Below are 17,946 nucleotides of genomic sequence, written 5' to 3' on the forward strand. Positions count from 1 at the left end.
TTCGCGGGTTTTTTTAGGATCAATATTTGCGTCTTCTAATTATAAGATTAGAAGTACGTCTTCGGGAGGTGCATATCATGCGGGTAATTATCACTTTGGCTTGTACAAGTTGCAAACAAAGAAACTATGCGACAACCAAAAACAAGCGAAATCACCCCGACCGCTTGGAGATGAAGAAATTTTGCAAGTTCTGTAACGAGCAAACTCCTCATCGCGAAACCAGATAGTCTTTGGAGGTGTAGTCGGCGTGAAACGTAGTTTCAAGTCATTGTTTTCCTTTTTCACTGAGAGCTGGAGCGAGCTCAAAAAAGTTCGCTGGCCTAGCCGTAAAGAGTTGAAAAACTATTCATTGATCGTTCTCGGTACAATTGTAGTTATGGCGCTTTACTTCTGGGTTCTGGACATCGGTATTTCCGCTCTGATCGAAACGATTATTTAGAGAGGTCCCAGGTGGCTTGTATGGAAAAAAGATGGTATGTTGTTCATACCTATTCCGGGTATGAGAATAAGGTTAAGGCCAATTTGGAAAAACGCGTTGAGTCCATGGGCATGGAAGACAAAATATTCCGTGTTCTTGTTCCTATGGAAGAAGAACTGGTAAACAAGGATGGCAAGAAAAAAACTGTCATGCGTAAAGTTTATCCTGGTTATGTTTTGGTCGAAATGGTTCAGACTGATGATTCTTGGTATGTTGTCCGCAATACGCCGGGCGTTACCGGGTTTGTCGGTTCGACAGGTTCCGGATCCAAACCTACCGCTCTGCTTCCGGAAGAAGTTGAACAAATTCTGAAGCATATGGGCATGGTTGAACCTAAAGCGAAGATTGATTTCGAAATTAAGGAATCCGTACGTATTATGGTTGGTCCCTTTGCGAATTTTGTGGGCTCCGTGGAAGAGATTTTGGCTGACAAGAGCAAGATCAAAGTGCATGTTAACATGTTTGGACGGGAAACCCCGCTGGAGTTGGATTTCACTCAAGTGGAGAAAATATAACAGTGTCAAGGGTTTCTTGTGGGAGAACGCTTTAAGCGTTCGAATACCACTATTTACGCAAGGAGGTGTCACTCATGGCTAAAAAAGTTATTAAAATGGTGAAACTGCAGATTCCTGCAGGGAAAGCGAATCCAGCGCCTCCAGTAGGTCCGGCGTTAGGTCAAGCAGGTGTCAACATCATGGCATTCTGTAAGGAATTCAACGCTCGTACTGCCGACCAGGCTGGCCTGATCATCCCGGTTGAAATTACAGTATTTGAAGACCGTTCGTTTACCTTCATCACTAAAACTCCTCCGGCTGCCGTTCTGCTTCGCATCGCTGCTAAAGTAGAAAAAGGATCCGGTGAACCAAACAAGAAAAAAGTAGCGAAGCTCGGCCGCGCAGCGGTTCGTGAAATCGCTGAAACAAAAATGCCCGACCTGAACGCTGCATCTATCGAAGCTGCAATGCGTATGGTTGAAGGTACTGCCCGCAGTATGGGCATCACAATCGAAGACTAATATGTATTCGATGCACCGGTCATTCATGACCGCAATATGTGGGAGGAATTTCCGCTAATACCACAAAGGAGGAACATTTTCATGGCTAAACATGGTAAGAAATACCTGGAATCTGCTAAGCTGATCAATAGCGAAGCAACTTACGAGCCTTCAGAAGCTGTAGAGCTTGTGAAAAAGGCGGCAACTGCCAAATTCGACGAAACCGTTGAAGCAGCAGTTCGTCTGGGTGTAGACCCGCGTAAACAAGACCAAGCTGTTCGTGGTGTTGTTGTCCTGCCTCACGGCACAGGCAAAACGCAACGCGTGCTTGTATTTGCAAAAGGTGAAAAAGCGAAAGAGGCAGAAGCTGCTGGCGCGGATTTTGTAGGCGATCAGGATATGATCAACAAGATCCAACAGGGCTGGTTTGAATTTGATGTCTGCGTAGCTACACCTGATATGATGAGTGAAGTTGGTAAACTGGGTCGTCTGCTCGGTGGTAAAGGCCTCATGCCTAACCCTAAAGCTGGCACAGTTACTTTCGACGTTACCAAGGCTGTGCAAGAAATCAAAGCCGGTAAAATCGAATACCGTCTTGATAAAGCCGGTCAAATTCACGCACCTATCGGCAAAGTTTCCTTTAATGCTGAACAATTGAACGAAAACCTTAAATCCCTCATTGACGCTCTGAACCGTGCGAAACCGGCTGCTGCTAAAGGTGTTTACCTGAAGAGTATTGCTATTTCGTCCACTATGGGACCGAGTGCTCGTGTAAACACAACTTCTTACAGATAATAGGGGTTGACTCCTAGAGTCATCTTTGATAATCTATAACAGTTGTGAACTTTAAGGTGATCATTCTTCAACTTGAATATGCTTACCGTAGACAGTAGGTGCCGTAGGGCTTAATTTCCTACCGAGGTGTTGTGATAGAAACAAGAAGTGCCGGGTGCATGCCTGTGTAACTTACGTTTTATCAAGCCTTCGTGAATCTGCGGAGGCTTTTCTAATGCCTGCGTAGGAACGACGAGAATTTTCCGGAAGAATCGTCGTCACATAAATTTTCAGGAGGTGTATACAATTGGCAAATGCAAAAGTAATCCAAGCTAAACAGGAAGCGGTTGATGTTGTAACAAGCAAACTGCAGAACAGTGTTTCCACTGTTGTTGCGGACTACCGTGGGTTGAACGTTTCGCAAGTGACCGAACTGCGTAAGCAGCTTCGTGAAGCTGGCGTTGATTTTCAAGTCCTGAAGAACTCTTTGGTGCGTCGTGCAACTGCGGCGTCTGAGTTGACTGAGTTGGACGCAGTTCTGACTGGTCCTACAGCAGTAGCATTCAGTGAAACTGATGCGGTAGTAGCGGCCAAGATTTTGAACGACTTCGCTAAGAAGAACGACGCTCTGAAACTGAAGGGCGGCGTTGTAGAAGGTAAAGTTATCGACGCAGATCAGCTGAAAGCACTGGCTGAGCTTCCATCCCGCGATGGTTTGCTGTCCATGCTGCTTAGCGTGCTTCAAGCTCCAATCCGCAACTTCGCCCTTGCAGTTAAGGCTGTTGCTGAGAAAGAAGAACAAAGCGCGTAAGCCTTTGTCTCTAGCATCATAATCAATACCACAAACAAATTTAAATATAAAATGGAGGTTCAATCATGAGCAAAGAAACAATTTTGGAAGAAATTAAAGGCATGAGCGTATTGGAACTGAACGACCTGGTTAAAGCAATCGAAGAAGAATTCGGCGTAACTGCAGCAGCTCCAGTAGCAGCTGGCGGCGCAGTAGCAGCAGTAGAAGAAGAGCAATCCGAATTCGACGTAATTTTGACAGGCGCTGGCGCTTCCAAAATCAACGTTATCAAAATCGTTCGCGAAATCACAGGCCTGGGCTTGAAAGAAGCTAAAGACCTCGTAGACAACGCTCCAAAAGCAATCAAAGAAAAAGTAAGCAAAGAAGAAGCCGAAACTACCAAAGCAAAATTGGAAGAAGCAGGCGCAGCTGTAGAAGTGAAGTAATTTGCTTCAATAAGGTAATGCCCCGGGAAGAACCTTTTCCTCCCGGTTCTTGCAACCCCCTTGAACTTGTTCAAGGGGGTTGCTGTATACAATAGGAAGAGCAAAATGAAAGGGAGGATCTTATGTCGCAGCATTATTACTCGCAGCAGCCTGAAGCGCGTCATGACAGACGTACCCTAAGCACGGTTCTGAGAGGGAAAACCCTGCGGTTTACCAGCGACGCCGGTGTTTTTTCCAAAGGAGATATCGACCATGGCAGCCGTGTTCTAATTGAGGCTATGGACATTCCGGATGGATCTGCAGTGCTTGACGTAGGCTGCGGGTACGGACCGATTGGCATTAGTGCAGCGTTTCTGGCCCCGGGCGGCCATGTGACGATGATTGATATTAACAGCCGTGCGGTCGAGCTGGCTCGCGAGAATGCCCAGCATAATGGAATCCGCAATGTTACGGTTATGGAAAGCGATGTGTTGTCTGCAGTAAAGGGACAGAAATATGATGTCATACTTACCAATCCTCCGATACGTGCCGGCAAAGCGGTAGTGCATCGTATTTTTGAAGAGGCGTATGAGCATTTGAATGAGGGTGGAAGTCTGTGGATTGTAATCCAGAAGAAACAGGGGGCACCTTCAGCGGCAGCCAAACTCGAAAGCTTATTTCCGGTTGTGGAAGAAGTGGGGAAAGACAAAGGCTATCGTATTATCAGAGCGCAAAAAAATAGTTGATTAGTTATTGACTTGTGATATCGATAGTGGTATTATTATAAAATGTCAGTATTAAGCTAGGCTCCATGTCTTTAGTTTGCTGAAATGTCAAGTAATATATTGTCGCCCGGCAAGCGCATGCCGTACGGCAAGTTTGTGCGAATTCAGTTCTCTATGTTACTGCCACGGCGAAGGTCGCCGGGGAAATAGATAATAGCGCATAAACTGTTGCTTGGTGACGTATAATACGTACGTTTTGGGCAAATCTACTGGATAAGGAGTATTTTGGTCATGGATAGATGCGCTCTTTTTTCGGAAGATTTCGATAAGGGCTTTTCTCTATTTGTGGCTGAATCCTTGTGTTATGGTTCCATTATAATGGTCCAAACAAGGGTTCGCAATCAATTTTTAAGTGAGTAGACATGAGGGGTGAGTAAAGTTGGCAGGACATCTTGTTCAGTATGGTCGACGCACTCGGCGGAGCTATGCGAGAATTAACGAGGTACTCGAGGTCCCGAACCTGATCGAGATCCAACAAAAATCTTATGATTGGTTTTTGGAGGAAGGATTGCGGGAAATGTTTCAGGACATCTCGCCGATCCAGGATTTCACAGGGAATTTGGTGCTTGAGTTCATTGATTACAGCCTGGGTGAACCGAAATATACGGTTGACGACGCTAAAGAGCGGGACGTAACATATGCGGCTCCTCTGCGGGTGAAAGTACGGCTCATTAATAAGGAGACCGGTGAGGTCAAAGAGCAGGAAGTGTTCATGGGAGATTTCCCGCTGATGACGGAGACCGGCACTTTTATTATCAATGGTGCGGAACGGGTTATTGTCAGCCAGTTGGTTCGCTCTCCAAGCGTCTATTTCAGCACAAAAGTGGATAAGAACGGTAAAAAAACCTACACCGCCACAGTAATTCCTAACCGCGGAGCCTGGCTGGAACTTGAGACCGACGCTAAGGACATTATGTATGTCCGCATCGACCGGACTCGTAAGATCCCGGTTACCGTGCTTCTGCGTGCTCTCGGGTTCGGCAGTGATGCTGAGATTCTGGAACTGCTTGGCAATGATGAATATATTCGCAATACGCTGGATAAAGACAACACGGACTCTACGGAAAAGGCGCTTATTGAAATCTACGAGCGTCTGCGTCCGGGCGAACCGCCGACACTTGATAATGCCAAGAGCCTTTTGGTCGCGCGTTTCTTTGATCCGAAGCGCTATGATTTGGCCAATGTAGGCCGCTACAAGATCAACAAAAAGCTGCACATTAAGAATCGTTTGTTCAATCAGCGTTTGGCTCAACCTCTGGTTGATGAGTCCACAGGTGAAATCCTGGCGGAATCCGGCCAAATGGTTGACCGTCGTCTGCTTGATGAGCTGATTCCTTATTTCGAGAAAAATGTTGCCTCCAAAAACTACCGTGTAAGCGGTGGGGTTATGGACAGTATTGATATCCCTCTGCAAACGATCGACGTGTTCTCGCCGATTGAAGAAGGACGGGTTATCAAACTGATTGCCAATGGTAATATCGACAAATCAGTGAAGCATATTACTCAGGCTGATATTATCTCCTCAATCAGCTACTTTATTAATTTGCTGCACGGCATCGGCAACACCGATGATATCGACCACTTGGGTAACCGTCGTTTGCGTTCTGTAGGTGAACTGCTGCAGAACCAATTCCGTATCGGGTTGTCCCGTATGGAACGCGTAGTACGTGAGAGAATGTCGATTCAGGATGCTAATGCGATTACGCCACAGGCTTTGATCAACATTCGTCCGGTTATCGCGTCGATTAAAGAGTTCTTCGGTAGTTCGCAGCTGTCCCAATTTATGGACCAGACGAACCCGCTGGCTGAACTGACACATAAACGCCGTCTATCGGCACTCGGACCCGGCGGTCTGACTCGTGAACGCGCGGGCTTTGAAGTTCGTGACGTCCATCACAGTCACTACGGCCGTATGTGTCCAATTGAAACGCCGGAAGGTCCGAATATCGGGCTGATCAACTCCTTGTCCACCTTTGCCCGCATCAATGAATACGGCTTTATTGAAGCGCCGTACCGTTGGGTCGATCCGAAGACTGGCAAGGTGACCGAGCAGATCGATTACCTGACTGCTGATGAAGAAGATAACTATGTAGTTGCTCAGGCTAACGTACTGATCGACGAAGAGGGCTCCTTCAAAGAAGACATGGTTATCGTTCGTTACAACAAAGATTCAGATAACATTACAACAATGCCAAGTAATCGCGTGGATTACATGGATGTATCGCCGAAACAGGTTGTATCGGTCGCTACGGCGCTCATTCCGTTCCTTGAGAACGATGACTCCAACCGCGCACTGATGGGATCGAACATGCAGCGTCAGGCCGTTCCGCTTCTAATTCCTAAAGCACCGCTTGTCGGCACAGGAATGGAACATAAATCCGCTAAGGATTCGGGCGTATGTATTGTTTCCAAGTTTGACGGTATTATTGAACGCTCGTCGGCCAACGAAATTTGGCTGCGCCGCGTTGAAGCTGTCGAAGGCAAGGAAGTTAAAGGCGATATCGTTAAATATAAATTACACAAATTTATGCGTTCGAACCAGGGTACCTGCATTAATCAACGTCCGCTGGCTAAAAGAGGCGACATTGTTAAGAAAGGTGACATTCTGGCAGATGGACCATCCACGGAAATGGGCGAACTTGCTCTTGGCCGCAACGTAGTTGTTGCGTTCATGACTTGGGAAGGTTACAACTACGAGGATGCGATCCTGCTGAGTGAGAAGCTGGTTAAGGAAGATGTATACACTTCGATTCATATCGAGGAATACGAATCCGAGGCTCGTGACACCAAGCTGGGACCTGAAGAGATTACGCGTGATATTCCGAATGTCGGTGAAGAAGCGTTGCGCAATCTTGATGAGCGCGGCATCATCCGCATCGGTGCGGAAATTAACGCTGGTGATATTCTGGTAGGTAAAGTTACTCCGAAGGGTGTAACTGAACTAACTGCTGAAGAACGCCTGCTGCACGCTATCTTTGGTGAGAAGGCCCGCGAAGTGCGCGATACTTCGCTGCGCGTTCCTCATGGTAGTGACGGTATTATCGTTGACGTTAAAGTATTTACACGCGAGAACGGCGATGAGCTGCCTCCGGGTGTGAATCAGCTGGTTCGTGTCTACATCGCTCAGAAACGTAAGATTTCTGAAGGTGACAAGATGGCCGGACGTCACGGTAACAAGGGTGTCGTTGCCCGTATCCTGCCTGAAGAAGATATGCCATTCCTTCCTGACGGTACACCGGTGCAGGTTGTCCTGAACCCTCTGGGCGTTCCTTCCCGTATGAACATCGGCCAGGTGCTCGAAGTTCATATCGGTATGGCTGCCCTGCAGCTCGGTATTCACGTAGCTACTCCAGTATTTGATGGAGCGCGTGAGAACGACGTGTTTGACACGATGGAAGAAGCCGGCATGCAGCGTAATGGTAAGACTGTGCTTTATGACGGCCGTACAGGTGAACGCTTCGAGCGTGAAGTTACTGTCGGCGTTATGCACATGATCAAACTGGCGCACATGGTTGACGATAAGATTCATGCCCGTTCCACAGGACCTTACTCTCTCGTTACACAGCAGCCACTCGGCGGTAAAGCCCAGTTCGGCGGACAGCGTTTCGGGGAGATGGAAGTTTGGGCGCTTGAAGCTTACGGTGCTGCATATACACTTCAAGAGATTTTAACTGTGAAGTCCGATGACGTGGTAGGCCGTGTCAAGACGTACGAATCCATTGTCAAAGGCGAGAATGTTCCAGAACCAGGTGTTCCGGAATCCTTCAAAGTACTCATCAAGGAACTGCAGTCGCTTGGTATGGATGTTAAGATCCTCAGCGGCGACGAGCAGGAAATTGAAATGAAGGAACTGGATGATGAGGATGAGACGTCAGGCGACAAGCTGAGCCTCAATTTGGAAGGCACAGAAGTCGGAATAGAGTAATTAAAGCTGTAAGAATCAATTTCATTTAAAAAGGACCGTGCCCTCTTTTGATCTAACCATCAAGGGAGGGCCTCCGGTACTAAATCAGGATATAGGTTAAGGAGGGTTGCTCCTTGTTGGACGTTAACAATTTTGAATTCATGAAAATCGGGCTTGCTTCTCCGGAGAAGATTCGTTCTTGGTCCCGCGGAGAAGTAAAAAAACCGGAAACCATTAACTATCGTACATTGAAGCCGGAAAAAGAAGGTCTTTTCTGCGAACGTATCTTCGGACCGCAAAAAGACTGGGAATGTCACTGTGGTAAATACAAACGCGTTCGTTATAAGGGCGTAGTGTGCGACCGATGCGGCGTGGAAGTTACCCGCGCTAAAGTTCGCCGCGAACGTATGGGCCACATTGAACTGGCGGCTCCTGTATCTCATATCTGGTATTTCAAAGGTATTCCAAGCCGTATGGGTCTGGCACTCGATATGTCCCCGAGATCGCTTGAAGAGATCATCTACTTTGCATCTTATGTTGTAACCGATCCAGGTGAAACGCCACTGGAGAAGAAACAACTGCTGTCCGAGAAAGAATACCGCAGCTACCGTGAGAAATACGGCTACGGTTTCCAAGCCGGCATGGGTGCCGAAGCGGTGAAGAAGCTGCTTCAGGATATCGACATTGAGAAGGAATTGGAATTCCTCAAGGAAGAGCTGCGTACCGCCCAAGGCCAACGCCGCAACCGGGCAATCAAACGTCTGGAAGTTATTGAAGCCTTCCGTAACTCCGGCAACAAGCCTGATTGGATGATCATGGATGTGCTTCCGGTTATTCCTCCGGAGCTTCGTCCGATGGTTCAATTGGATGGTGGCCGTTTTGCTACGTCTGACCTTAACGATCTCTATCGTCGCGTAATCAACCGGAACAACCGTCTGAAGAGACTACTTGATCTGGGTGCTCCTGATATTATCGTGCAGAATGAGAAACGGATGCTTCAGGAAGCTGTCGATGCACTTATCGACAACGGCCGTCGCGGCCGCCCTGTAACGGGTCCTGGTAACCGTCCGCTCAAATCGCTCAGTCATATGCTGAAAGGTAAACAAGGACGTTTCCGTCAGAACTTGCTCGGCAAACGGGTTGACTATTCCGGACGTTCCGTTATCGTTGTAGGACCGTATCTCAAAATGTACCAATGCGGACTTCCAAAGAAAATGGCGCTTGAACTCTTCAAACCGTTTGTTATGAAAGAATTGGTGAACAAGGGCTTGGCCCATAACATCAAGAGCGCAAAACGTAAAGTTGAGCGTGTAAGTCCTGAAGTATGGGATGTGCTTGAAGAAGTAATCAGAGAGCATCCGGTTCTGCTGAACCGTGCCCCTACACTTCACCGTCTCGGTATTCAAGCGTTTGAACCGATTCTGGTAGAAGGTCATGCTATCCGTCTTCACCCGCTCGTATGTACGGCTTACAATGCCGACTTTGACGGTGACCAAATGGCGGTACACGTTCCTCTGTCAGCAGAAGCTCAAGCGGAAGCACGTCTGCTCATGCTGGCCTCCGGTAACATCCTGAACCCTAAGGACGGCAAACCGGTTGTTACCCCTTCCCAGGATATGGTCCTCGGTACATTCTACCTGACCATGGACAACAAGGAAGAAAAGGGTACAGGGATGATTCTGCGTACCGTGAACGAAGCTGTTTCAGCTTACCAGCGTGGAACCGCAGGTCTGCACGCCCGTGTAGCTATTCCTGTTAAGGCTCTGGGTAAAACCTGCTTTACAGAAGCGCAACAAGGCGCAATGCTGATTACTACGGTCGGAAAGATCATCTTTAACGAGATCTATCCTAGCAGCTTCCCTTATATCAACGAAGCGACCAAAACGAACCTGCTGCAAGGTACGCCAGAGAAATACTTTATCTATGAAAAAGGCGCGGACATCCGTGAGCTGATTATGAATGCTCCGGAAGCAAGTGCTGTAGGTAAGGAATATTTGGGTCTGATCATTGCCCGCTGCTTCGAAACCTATCACACGACCAAAACATCTGTGATTTTGGATAAAATCAAGCAACTTGGCTTTACGTACTCCACACGTTCCGGTGTTACGGTTGCCGTATCGGACGTTATCGTGCCGGAGGAAAAGGTTACAATCCTGAAAGAGTCCGAGGCTAAGGTCGATGTGGTTGCCAACCAATATCGCCGTGGTCTGATCACCAATGACGAACGTTATGACCGTGTTATTGAGATCTGGTCGAAGACGAAGGATGATCTTACCAACGTGCTGTTGAAATCGATGGACCGTTTCAATTCTATCATGCTCATGGTTGACTCCAAAGCGCGTGGTAACAAATCTCAGATTACCCAGCTGGGTGGTATGCGTGGACTGATGGCTACACCATCGGGACGGATTTTCGAATTGCCAATCAAGGCAAACTTCCGTGAAGGTCTGACCGTCCTCGAGTACTTTATCTCCACTCACGGAGCGCGTAAAGGTCTGGCCGATACAGCGCTGCGTACAGCGGACTCCGGATACTTGACACGCCGTCTCGTTGACGTGGCCCAAGACGTTATTGTCCGTGAAGAAGACTGTGGTACCGATAAAGGCTTCACCGTCAGCCGTATTCAAGATGGCAAGGAAGTTATCGAAGATCTGTACGACCGTATTGAAGGCCGCTACTCCTTTGAAACTGTACGTCATCCGGAAACGAAGGAAATCCTCGTTCACCGCAACGATCTGATTGACTCCGACAAAGCTGAGGCGATTGTTAACGCTGGTGTGACCAAACTGCAGATCCGTTCCGTGCTGAGCTGCCGTGCGCGTCACGGTGTCTGCAAGAAATGCTACGGACGTAACCTGGCAACAGGTAAATTCGTGGAAATCGGTGAAGCTGTCGGTATCATCGCGGCACAATCCATCGGTGAGCCGGGAACCCAGCTTACAATGCGTACGTTCCATACCGGGGGTGTTGCCGGTGATGATATCACGCAAGGTTTGCCGCGTATCCAGGAGTTGTTTGAAGCCCGTAACCCTAAAGGTCAGGCTACAATCAGTGAAATTGACGGGGTAATCAAGGAAATCCGCGAAACCAAGGACCGCCGCGAAATCGAGGTTCAAGGTGAAGCTGAATCCAAGACTTATTCCATCACCTACGGTTCGCGTCTGCGTGTCAGTGAAGGCCAGGAGATTGAAGCTGGGGATGAGCTGACAGACGGTTCGATCGACCCTAAAGAAATGCTGCGCATCAAAGGGATCCGCGGGGTACAGAACTACATTCTGCAAGAAGTACAGCGTGTATACCGTAACCAAGGCGTTGAGATCAATGATAAGCACATTGAAGTTATGATTAAGCAGATGCTGCGCAAAATCCGTATTATCGATGCTGGTGATACGAATCTCTTGCCAGGTGCTTTTGCTGACATTCATGAATACGAAGCTGCGAACAAGGAAGCCATTCTTTCTGGTAATGAGCCTGCAGTTGCCAAACCGGTACTGCTTGGTATTACTAAGGCATCCCTAGAGACAGATTCCTTCCTGTCTGCGGCCTCCTTCCAAGAAACTACCCGCGTCTTGACTGATGCTGCAATTAAGGGTAAAGTAGATAAGTTGCTTGGACTCAAAGAAAATGTTATTATCGGTAAGTTGATTCCTGCAGGTACTGGCATGAATCGCTACCGTAATGTGAAGCTGAGTGATCCGAATGTCGAAAGCTCGCAAGAAGCTTTAGAAACGGTTCCTGCTGAATAGTTAAATAATCATGGCGGGCAGTTGATTATGCCACGACTATTTATAGACGTGGCGCTGCTGCCTGCTGTGAATATTAATAAATTTATTGCCGATTCTCTTGACATCATCTACTGATAATGCTAATATGTCTAAGGTGCGTGAGTAGCCTGGTTATTCTTGTTCATTGGAGGTAATGATTTATCATGACTGATGATAGAGGACTGCAGGATGCTCAGGTCAAGATCGGTACCAAACAAACCGTTAAGGCGGTAGAGTTGGGCCAAGCCGCAGAAGTCTATGTGGCAGAGGACGGAGATCAACGGCTTACTTCCAGAATTGTTATGCTTTGTAACAAACAAGGTGTGAAGGTCACTTATGTGGACACGATGCTGAATTTGGGCAAAGCTTGCGGTATAGAAGTTGGTGCTGCTATGGCAGCCGTCTTAAAACAATAGCACGAGAAGCGTTTTTGTACCGGGGTACACTTCGGCAACAAAGACTTTTCATTTGTCTTTTTATGAACCGCCTGGGTCTGTGGACTTAATGTTCGTAAATAGATTACTATTTCAGGAAGGGGGTGGCACAACAATGCCAACTATTAATCAATTGGTTCGTAAAGGCCGTCAAGCCAAAATCGAAAAATCCAAATCTCCCGCTCTTCAAAAAGGGTTCAACGCCCTCAAGCGTGAGACTACAAATTTGAGCGCCCCGCAAAAACGCGGTGTGTGCACTCGTGTAGGCACAATGACTCCACGTAAACCAAACTCCGCGCTTCGTAAGTATGCCCGTGTTCGTTTGACGAACCGTCTTGAGGTGACTGCTTACATTCCGGGTATTGGACATAACCTTCAAGAGCACAGTGTTGTATTGCTGCGCGGAGGTAAAGTTAAGGACCTTGCAGGAGTTCGTTATCACATCGTTCGTGGCGCTTTGGATACAGCAGGCGTTGCTAACCGTATGCAAGCTCGTTCCAAGTATGGTGCAAAACGTCCTAAAGCAAAGAAATAAGTTAAGAATATCTGAATAACAAACATTGAGAAAGGGGGATATCCATGCCACGCAAAGGTCCAGTTACTAAGAGAGATGTATTGCCAGATCCATTGTATAATAGCAAGTTGGTTACTCGTTTGATCAACCGTATTATGCTGGGTGGTAAAAGAGGTGTCGCTCAAAGCATTCTGTACAATTCGTTCAAGTTGATTCAAGAACGCACAGGCAAAGATCCGATGGAAGTTTTCGAAGCTGCCATCAAGAATATTATGCCGGTATTGGAAGTTAAAGCTCGTCGTGTCGGCGGTGCTAACTACCAAGTGCCTATCGAGGTTAAACCTGAAAGACGTACTGCTTTGGGATTACGTTGGCTCGTGAACTACTCACGCAACCGCGGTGAGAAGACGATGGAAGAGCGTTTGGCGGCTGAGATCATCGACGCTTCCAACAACACAGGCGCTTCCGTTAAGAAACGCGAAGACACGCACAAAATGGCTGAAGCAAACAAAGCGTTTGCTCACTACCGCTGGTAGGATTTAAGGCCGTTCAAATAACTTATATTTTGAAGGGAGACCCAATTCATGGCAAGAGAGTTCTCCTTAAAAAATACACGTAACATCGGGATCATGGCGCATATTGATGCTGGTAAGACTACTACCACTGAGCGGATTCTATTCTATACAGGCCGTACGCACAAAATCGGTGAAGTTCACGAGGGTGCTGCTACAATGGACTGGATGGAGCAAGAACAAGAGCGCGGGATTACTATTACTTCCGCTGCTACAACTGCTGCATGGAAAGGTCACCGCATCAATATCATTGATACCCCTGGACACGTTGACTTCACAGTTGAAGTTGAACGTTCCCTTCGTGTATTGGATGGGGCAGTAGGCGTTTTCAGTGCGAAAGAGGGCGTTGAGCCTCAGTCTGAAACCGTATGGAGACAGGCTGACCGTTATGGCGTTCCCCGGATCGCATATGTAAATAAAATGGATATCATCGGTGCGGATTTCCTAAACGTTATCGACAGCATGCGTGATCGCTTGCAAGCCAATGCAGTTGCTATTCAACTGCCAATTGGTGCCGAAAACGACTTCATTGGTATTATTGACCTGGTTGAGCAAAAAGCTCATATGTTTAAAGACGATCTGGGCCAAAATATTGAAGTAACGGACATTCCGGCTGAATATCTGGAACAAGTTGAGGGGCTGCGTCTTGAGTTGATCGAGAAAGTAGCAGAACTTGACGAAGATCTGACTATGAAGTACCTGGAAGGCGAAGAAATTTCAGTTGATGAGATCAAAGCTGCTCTGCGCAAAGGCGTTGTAGAAGTTAAGATCTTCCCTGTAATTGTCGGATCCTCCTACCGTAACAAAGGTGTCCAACTGATGATGGACGCTGTCGTAGATTACTTGCCATCCCCACTGGATGTACCGGCTATTCAAGGTCATCTGGATGACGGAACTGAAGCGGTTCGCCACTCTTCGGACGAAGAACCATTCTCAGCACTGGCATTTAAAATCATGACAGACCCTTATGTAGGTAAACTCACGTTCTTCCGCGTGTATTCCGGTGTTCTGGAATCCGGTTCTTATGTAGTTAACGCTACTAAGAACAAACGCGAGCGTATCGGCCGTATCCTGCAAATGCATGCGAACAGCCGCCAAGAAATCTCCATCGTTTACGCTGGTGATATCGCGGCAGCCGTTGGTCTGAAGGACACAAGTACTGGCGATACACTTTGTGATGAGAAACATCCGGTTATTTTGGAGTCCATGAACTTCCCTGATCCGGTTATCGAAATCGCAGTTGAACCAAAAACCAAAGCTGACCAAGATAAACTGGGTGTTGCTCTCGGTAAGTTGACTGAAGAGGATCCAACTCTTCGTGCTCACACTGATGAAGAAACAGGCCAAACGATCCTGGCAGGTATGGGTGAGCTTCACCTTGATATTATCATCGACCGTATGCGCCGCGAATTCAAGGTAGAAACCAATGTGGGTAAACCACAGGTTGCTTACCGCGAAACATTCAAAGCACCAGCTCGTGTCGAAGGTAAATTCGTTCGCCAATCCGGCGGTCGCGGTCAGTACGGTCACGTATGGGTTGAATTTGAACCTCTCGAGCCAGGTACTGGCAGCAAGTTCGAAAGTAAAGTAGTCGGTGGCTCTGTTCCTAGAGAGTATATCGCTCCTGCACTTGCCGGTATTGAAGAGCAAATGAAAAACGGCGTTATCGCAGGCTTCCCGCTTGTTGACGTTAAGGCTACCATCGTTGATGGTTCTTATCATGATGTTGACTCCAACGAAATGGCATTCAAAATTGCCGGATCGATGGCACTCAAAGCAGCTAAAGACAAGTGTAAGCCTGTCCTGCTTGAGCCAATCATGAAAGTGGAAGTAACTGTTCCTGAGGAATATATGGGTGATGTAATGGGTATGCTGAACTCCCGTCGCGGTCGGATCGAAGGTATGGATTCCCGTGGTGGAGCGCAAATTATCCGTGCGAAGGTGCCTCTTTCCGAAATGTTCGGATACTCCACAACACTCCGTTCCGGTACTCAAGGACGCGGCGTATTCTCGATGGAGCTTTCTCACTATGAAGAAGTTCCTAAATCCATTGCGGAAGAGATCGTTGCTAAGAACAAAGGCGGAGAATAATTAACTGTTTTAACTTGCTGTCCGGGTACAACCGATCAGTCATCCTAGATAAGCAACTAGCCCGGCGGCTCAAATATAAGGAACCCCACAATAAGGAGGAACTGTTCAAATGGCAAAGGCAAAGTTTGAACGTAACAAACCACACGTTAACATCGGTACTATTGGTCACGTCGACCATGGTAAAACAACTCTGACTGCTGCAATCACTACTGTATTGTCCAAAAAATACGGTGGCGCTGCTGTAGCATTCGACCAAATCGATAAGGCTCCTGAAGAACGCGAACGTGGTATCACTATCTCCACAGCTCACGTTGAATATGAAACTCCTAACCGTCACTACGCACACGTAGACTGCCCTGGTCACGCCGACTATGTTAAAAACATGATCACTGGCGCAGCGCAAATGGACGGAGCTATCCTGGTTGTATCCGCAGCTGACGGCCCTATGCCACAAACTCGCGAACACATCCTGCTGTCCCGTCAAGTAGGCGTTCCTTACATCGTTGTATTCTTGAACAAATGCGACATGGTTGAAGACGAAGAGTTGCTTGAACTGGTTGAAATGGAAGTTCGCGACTTGCTGAGCGAATATGATTTCCCAGGCGATGATACTCCAATCATCCGTGGATCTGCTCGTGAAGCTCTTCAAAACCCTGATGGCGATTATGCACAAAAAATCGTTGAGATGTTCGATACGATTGATACGTACATTCCGCTTCCAGAGCGTCAAACTGACAAGCCTTTCTTGATGCCTGTCGAAGATGTATTCTCCATTACTGGCCGCGGTACTGTGGCAACTGGTCGCGTAGAACGCGGAACAGTTAAAGTCGGAGAAGAAATCGAAATCGTTGGTATTCATGAAGAAACTAAGAAATCCGTAGTTACGGGCGTAGAAATGTTCCGTAAATTGCTGGATTCCGCTCAAGCAGGCGACAACATCGGCGCACTTCTGCGTGGTGTTGATCGTAACATGATCGAGCGCGGCCAAGTAATTGCTAAGCCGAACTCCGTTAAGCCACACACTGAGTTCACTGCTCAGATCTACGTTCTGACTAAAGAAGAAGGCGGACGTCACAAACCATTCTTCACTGGTTACCGTCCACAGTTCTACTTCCGTACAACTGACGTAACTGGCATCATCAACCTGCCAGAAGGTACTGAAATGGTTATGCCTGGTGACAACATCACAGTAACTGTTTCCCTGATCTCCCCAATCGCTATTGAAGAAGGTACTAAATTCTCCATTCGCGAAGGCGGACGTACAGTTGGAGCAGGTAGCGTAGCTTCCATCCAAAAATAATTCGGTTCTATCCGTTAGGATAGTGCTGAACCATAAAGGCAGGGATTCTTCTCCGGAAGACTCCCTGTTTTTTTGCATACAAAAAACTCTATTTCCTTATAAAGACCCGGAAATAGAGTTGAATTCAAATGAAACGATTAAGACATATCTTGGGTGTACGCTGGGCCTGGAACTTTGGATATTACCACATGCAAACTTGCGGGTTGATGACCATTGTTACGGTAGGAAAAAGATTCATCACCGGCGAGGTGGATAACATCCCCTTCAGCTAGATCCTGCTCTACATCGTTAACATTAATGATTCCGTTTCCCTTCAGAGCAAGGATGAATACATCTGCTCCGGGATGTTTATGCGCTGGAAGCTGTTGGCCTGGCATGAAATTAAGCATAAACATTACACTATCGCCTTTTTGAAACAGGATTTTCTTCGTAAACCGTTCCTCCTGATACTGAATTGCTTCTACTACTGTCTTTTTCTCCATCATCAATCCCTGCCTTCGTTTTTATTATTGTCTTAAAGTTTAACTTCATACTCACAATGCTCATGACCTGCAGCATTGCATTTTACTTCTCTGACGGATATCCGTCTTCCCATGATTTTGGATAAAGCCCCTTCCAGAATAGCTCCTTCCAAATCACAAATCAGCTTCTCTTCCTCTAGCGTCGGGAGACCTTTACAAAAGCAGTCTTCCACCGCGATGCTGATCTTGCGATCATCCTCATGCAGGATGCGTGGAATCCCTATTTTCAAATCCTCGAATAATTGTAGTAACTCTTCGAGTGTGTTCACTGGTAGACTCTCACCGATTTTTCGGCCAACAGTAAGTGTAGTTCCTTTACCGCCAAGGGGGAGACCCTGGTTCATTCCGATAAGGCGGATAGTGCGGAATAGTTCAAGCGGAACCATGTTGCCGAGCACAGATCTGTCCATACTTTTCATATCTTCGAAGGTATAATGCAGCATAGATACTCCATCTCCTTTAGATCTCTCTATAGGACTATTGTGACGGATATTGATAAGATATTCCTTGATACAGATCAAGTTTTTGAAAAAAGTTGTGAGGGCAGTCACTGGGCAGCATTAGGATCCTTGTTATGGTGAGCATAGCAGAAAGGATGGT

Annotated in this window: 17 protein-coding genes and 1 other annotated feature; of the genes, 15 read left to right on the forward strand and 2 right to left on the reverse strand. The window is 47.3% G+C overall.

The genetic code is table 11. From position 1 onward, the window contains the following. The first annotated feature begins 77 nt into the window (after positions 1-77). From rpmG to tuf, 15 genes are all read left to right on the forward strand, one after another. A complete protein-coding gene (rpmG, locus tag ACQ76X_RS29040) occupies positions 78-227 on the forward strand; it encodes a 50S ribosomal protein L33 (protein WP_074086515.1) in 150 nt (49 codons plus the stop codon). Between the two features lie 20 nt (positions 228-247). After that, on the forward strand, positions 248-439 hold the full coding sequence (gene secE / locus ACQ76X_RS29045; RefSeq protein WP_038597114.1) for a preprotein translocase subunit SecE: 192 nt from the start codon (positions 248-250) through the stop codon (positions 437-439). Positions 440-459: 20 nt separating this feature from the next. Continuing rightward, positions 460-993, forward strand: a complete 534-nt coding sequence (gene nusG, locus ACQ76X_RS29050; RefSeq protein WP_020427084.1) for a transcription termination/antitermination protein NusG — start codon at positions 460-462, stop codon at positions 991-993. A 74-nt stretch (positions 994-1,067) separates the two neighbouring features. Further along, complete coding sequence (gene rplK, locus ACQ76X_RS29055) at positions 1,068-1,493, forward strand: 50S ribosomal protein L11 (protein WP_020427083.1); 426 nt, start codon at positions 1,068-1,070, stop codon at positions 1,491-1,493. Positions 1,494-1,574: 81 nt separating this feature from the next. Further along, positions 1,575-2,267: a 50S ribosomal protein L1 gene (gene rplA / locus ACQ76X_RS29060; protein WP_076112962.1), complete on the forward strand. Its 693-nt coding sequence runs from the start codon at positions 1,575-1,577 to the stop codon at positions 2,265-2,267. A gap of 67 nt (positions 2,268-2,334) precedes the next feature. Then, positions 2,335-2,489 (forward strand) — a sequence feature (ribosomal protein L10 leader region). A gap of 64 nt (positions 2,490-2,553) precedes the next feature. After that, entirely contained in the window at positions 2,554-3,057 is a 504-nt protein-coding gene (gene rplJ / locus ACQ76X_RS29065) for a 50S ribosomal protein L10 (RefSeq protein WP_076112961.1), read from the forward strand. Positions 3,058-3,122: 65 nt separating this feature from the next. Continuing rightward, complete coding sequence (gene rplL / locus ACQ76X_RS29070; RefSeq protein WP_076112960.1) at positions 3,123-3,482, forward strand: 50S ribosomal protein L7/L12; 360 nt, start codon at positions 3,123-3,125, stop codon at positions 3,480-3,482. A gap of 122 nt (positions 3,483-3,604) precedes the next feature. After that, positions 3,605-4,207 (forward strand): class I SAM-dependent methyltransferase, encoded by a 603-nt coding sequence (locus ACQ76X_RS29075; RefSeq protein WP_342437341.1) that lies wholly within the window; start codon positions 3,605-3,607, stop codon positions 4,205-4,207. A 418-nt stretch (positions 4,208-4,625) separates the two neighbouring features. Continuing rightward, a complete protein-coding gene (gene rpoB, locus ACQ76X_RS29080; RefSeq protein ID WP_438497285.1) occupies positions 4,626-8,171 on the forward strand; it encodes a DNA-directed RNA polymerase subunit beta in 3,546 nt (1,181 codons plus the stop codon). 113 nt (positions 8,172-8,284) lie between these two features. Continuing rightward, the gene (gene rpoC / locus ACQ76X_RS29085; protein ID WP_340896374.1) at positions 8,285-11,896 is read left to right on the forward strand and encodes a DNA-directed RNA polymerase subunit beta'; all 3,612 of its coding nucleotides are present in this window, start codon (positions 8,285-8,287) and stop codon (positions 11,894-11,896) included. A gap of 182 nt (positions 11,897-12,078) precedes the next feature. After that, positions 12,079-12,330, forward strand: coding sequence for a ribosomal L7Ae/L30e/S12e/Gadd45 family protein (locus ACQ76X_RS29090; protein WP_340896375.1), 252 nt, complete (start codon positions 12,079-12,081; stop codon positions 12,328-12,330). A gap of 133 nt (positions 12,331-12,463) precedes the next feature. Then, the gene (gene rpsL, locus ACQ76X_RS29095; protein WP_038597092.1) at positions 12,464-12,883 is read left to right on the forward strand and encodes a 30S ribosomal protein S12; all 420 of its coding nucleotides are present in this window, start codon (positions 12,464-12,466) and stop codon (positions 12,881-12,883) included. A 44-nt stretch (positions 12,884-12,927) separates the two neighbouring features. Then, on the forward strand, positions 12,928-13,398 hold the full coding sequence (gene rpsG, locus ACQ76X_RS29100; protein WP_036652908.1) for a 30S ribosomal protein S7: 471 nt from the start codon (positions 12,928-12,930) through the stop codon (positions 13,396-13,398). Between the two features lie 48 nt (positions 13,399-13,446). Continuing rightward, positions 13,447-15,525 (forward strand): elongation factor G, encoded by a 2,079-nt coding sequence (fusA, locus tag ACQ76X_RS29105; protein ID WP_340896377.1) that lies wholly within the window; start codon positions 13,447-13,449, stop codon positions 15,523-15,525. 109 nt (positions 15,526-15,634) lie between these two features. Further along, positions 15,635-16,825 (forward strand): elongation factor Tu, encoded by a 1,191-nt coding sequence (tuf, locus tag ACQ76X_RS29110; RefSeq protein WP_438497288.1) that lies wholly within the window; start codon positions 15,635-15,637, stop codon positions 16,823-16,825. Between the two features lie 137 nt (positions 16,826-16,962). Here tuf and ACQ76X_RS29115 read toward each other — a convergent pair whose 3' ends face one another. Then, entirely contained in the window at positions 16,963-17,310 is a 348-nt protein-coding gene (locus ACQ76X_RS29115) for a cupin domain-containing protein (RefSeq protein ID WP_438497290.1), read from the reverse strand. A 29-nt stretch (positions 17,311-17,339) separates the two neighbouring features. Then, positions 17,340-17,789, reverse strand: a complete 450-nt coding sequence (locus ACQ76X_RS29120; RefSeq protein WP_438497291.1) for a V4R domain-containing protein — start codon at positions 17,787-17,789, stop codon at positions 17,340-17,342. Between the last annotated feature and the right edge of the window lie 157 nt (positions 17,790-17,946).

This window comes from Paenibacillus sp. IHBB 3054 (assembly GCF_051594305.1).
In the GTDB taxonomy this organism is placed as follows: domain Bacteria; phylum Bacillota; class Bacilli; order Paenibacillales; family Paenibacillaceae; genus Paenibacillus_AQ.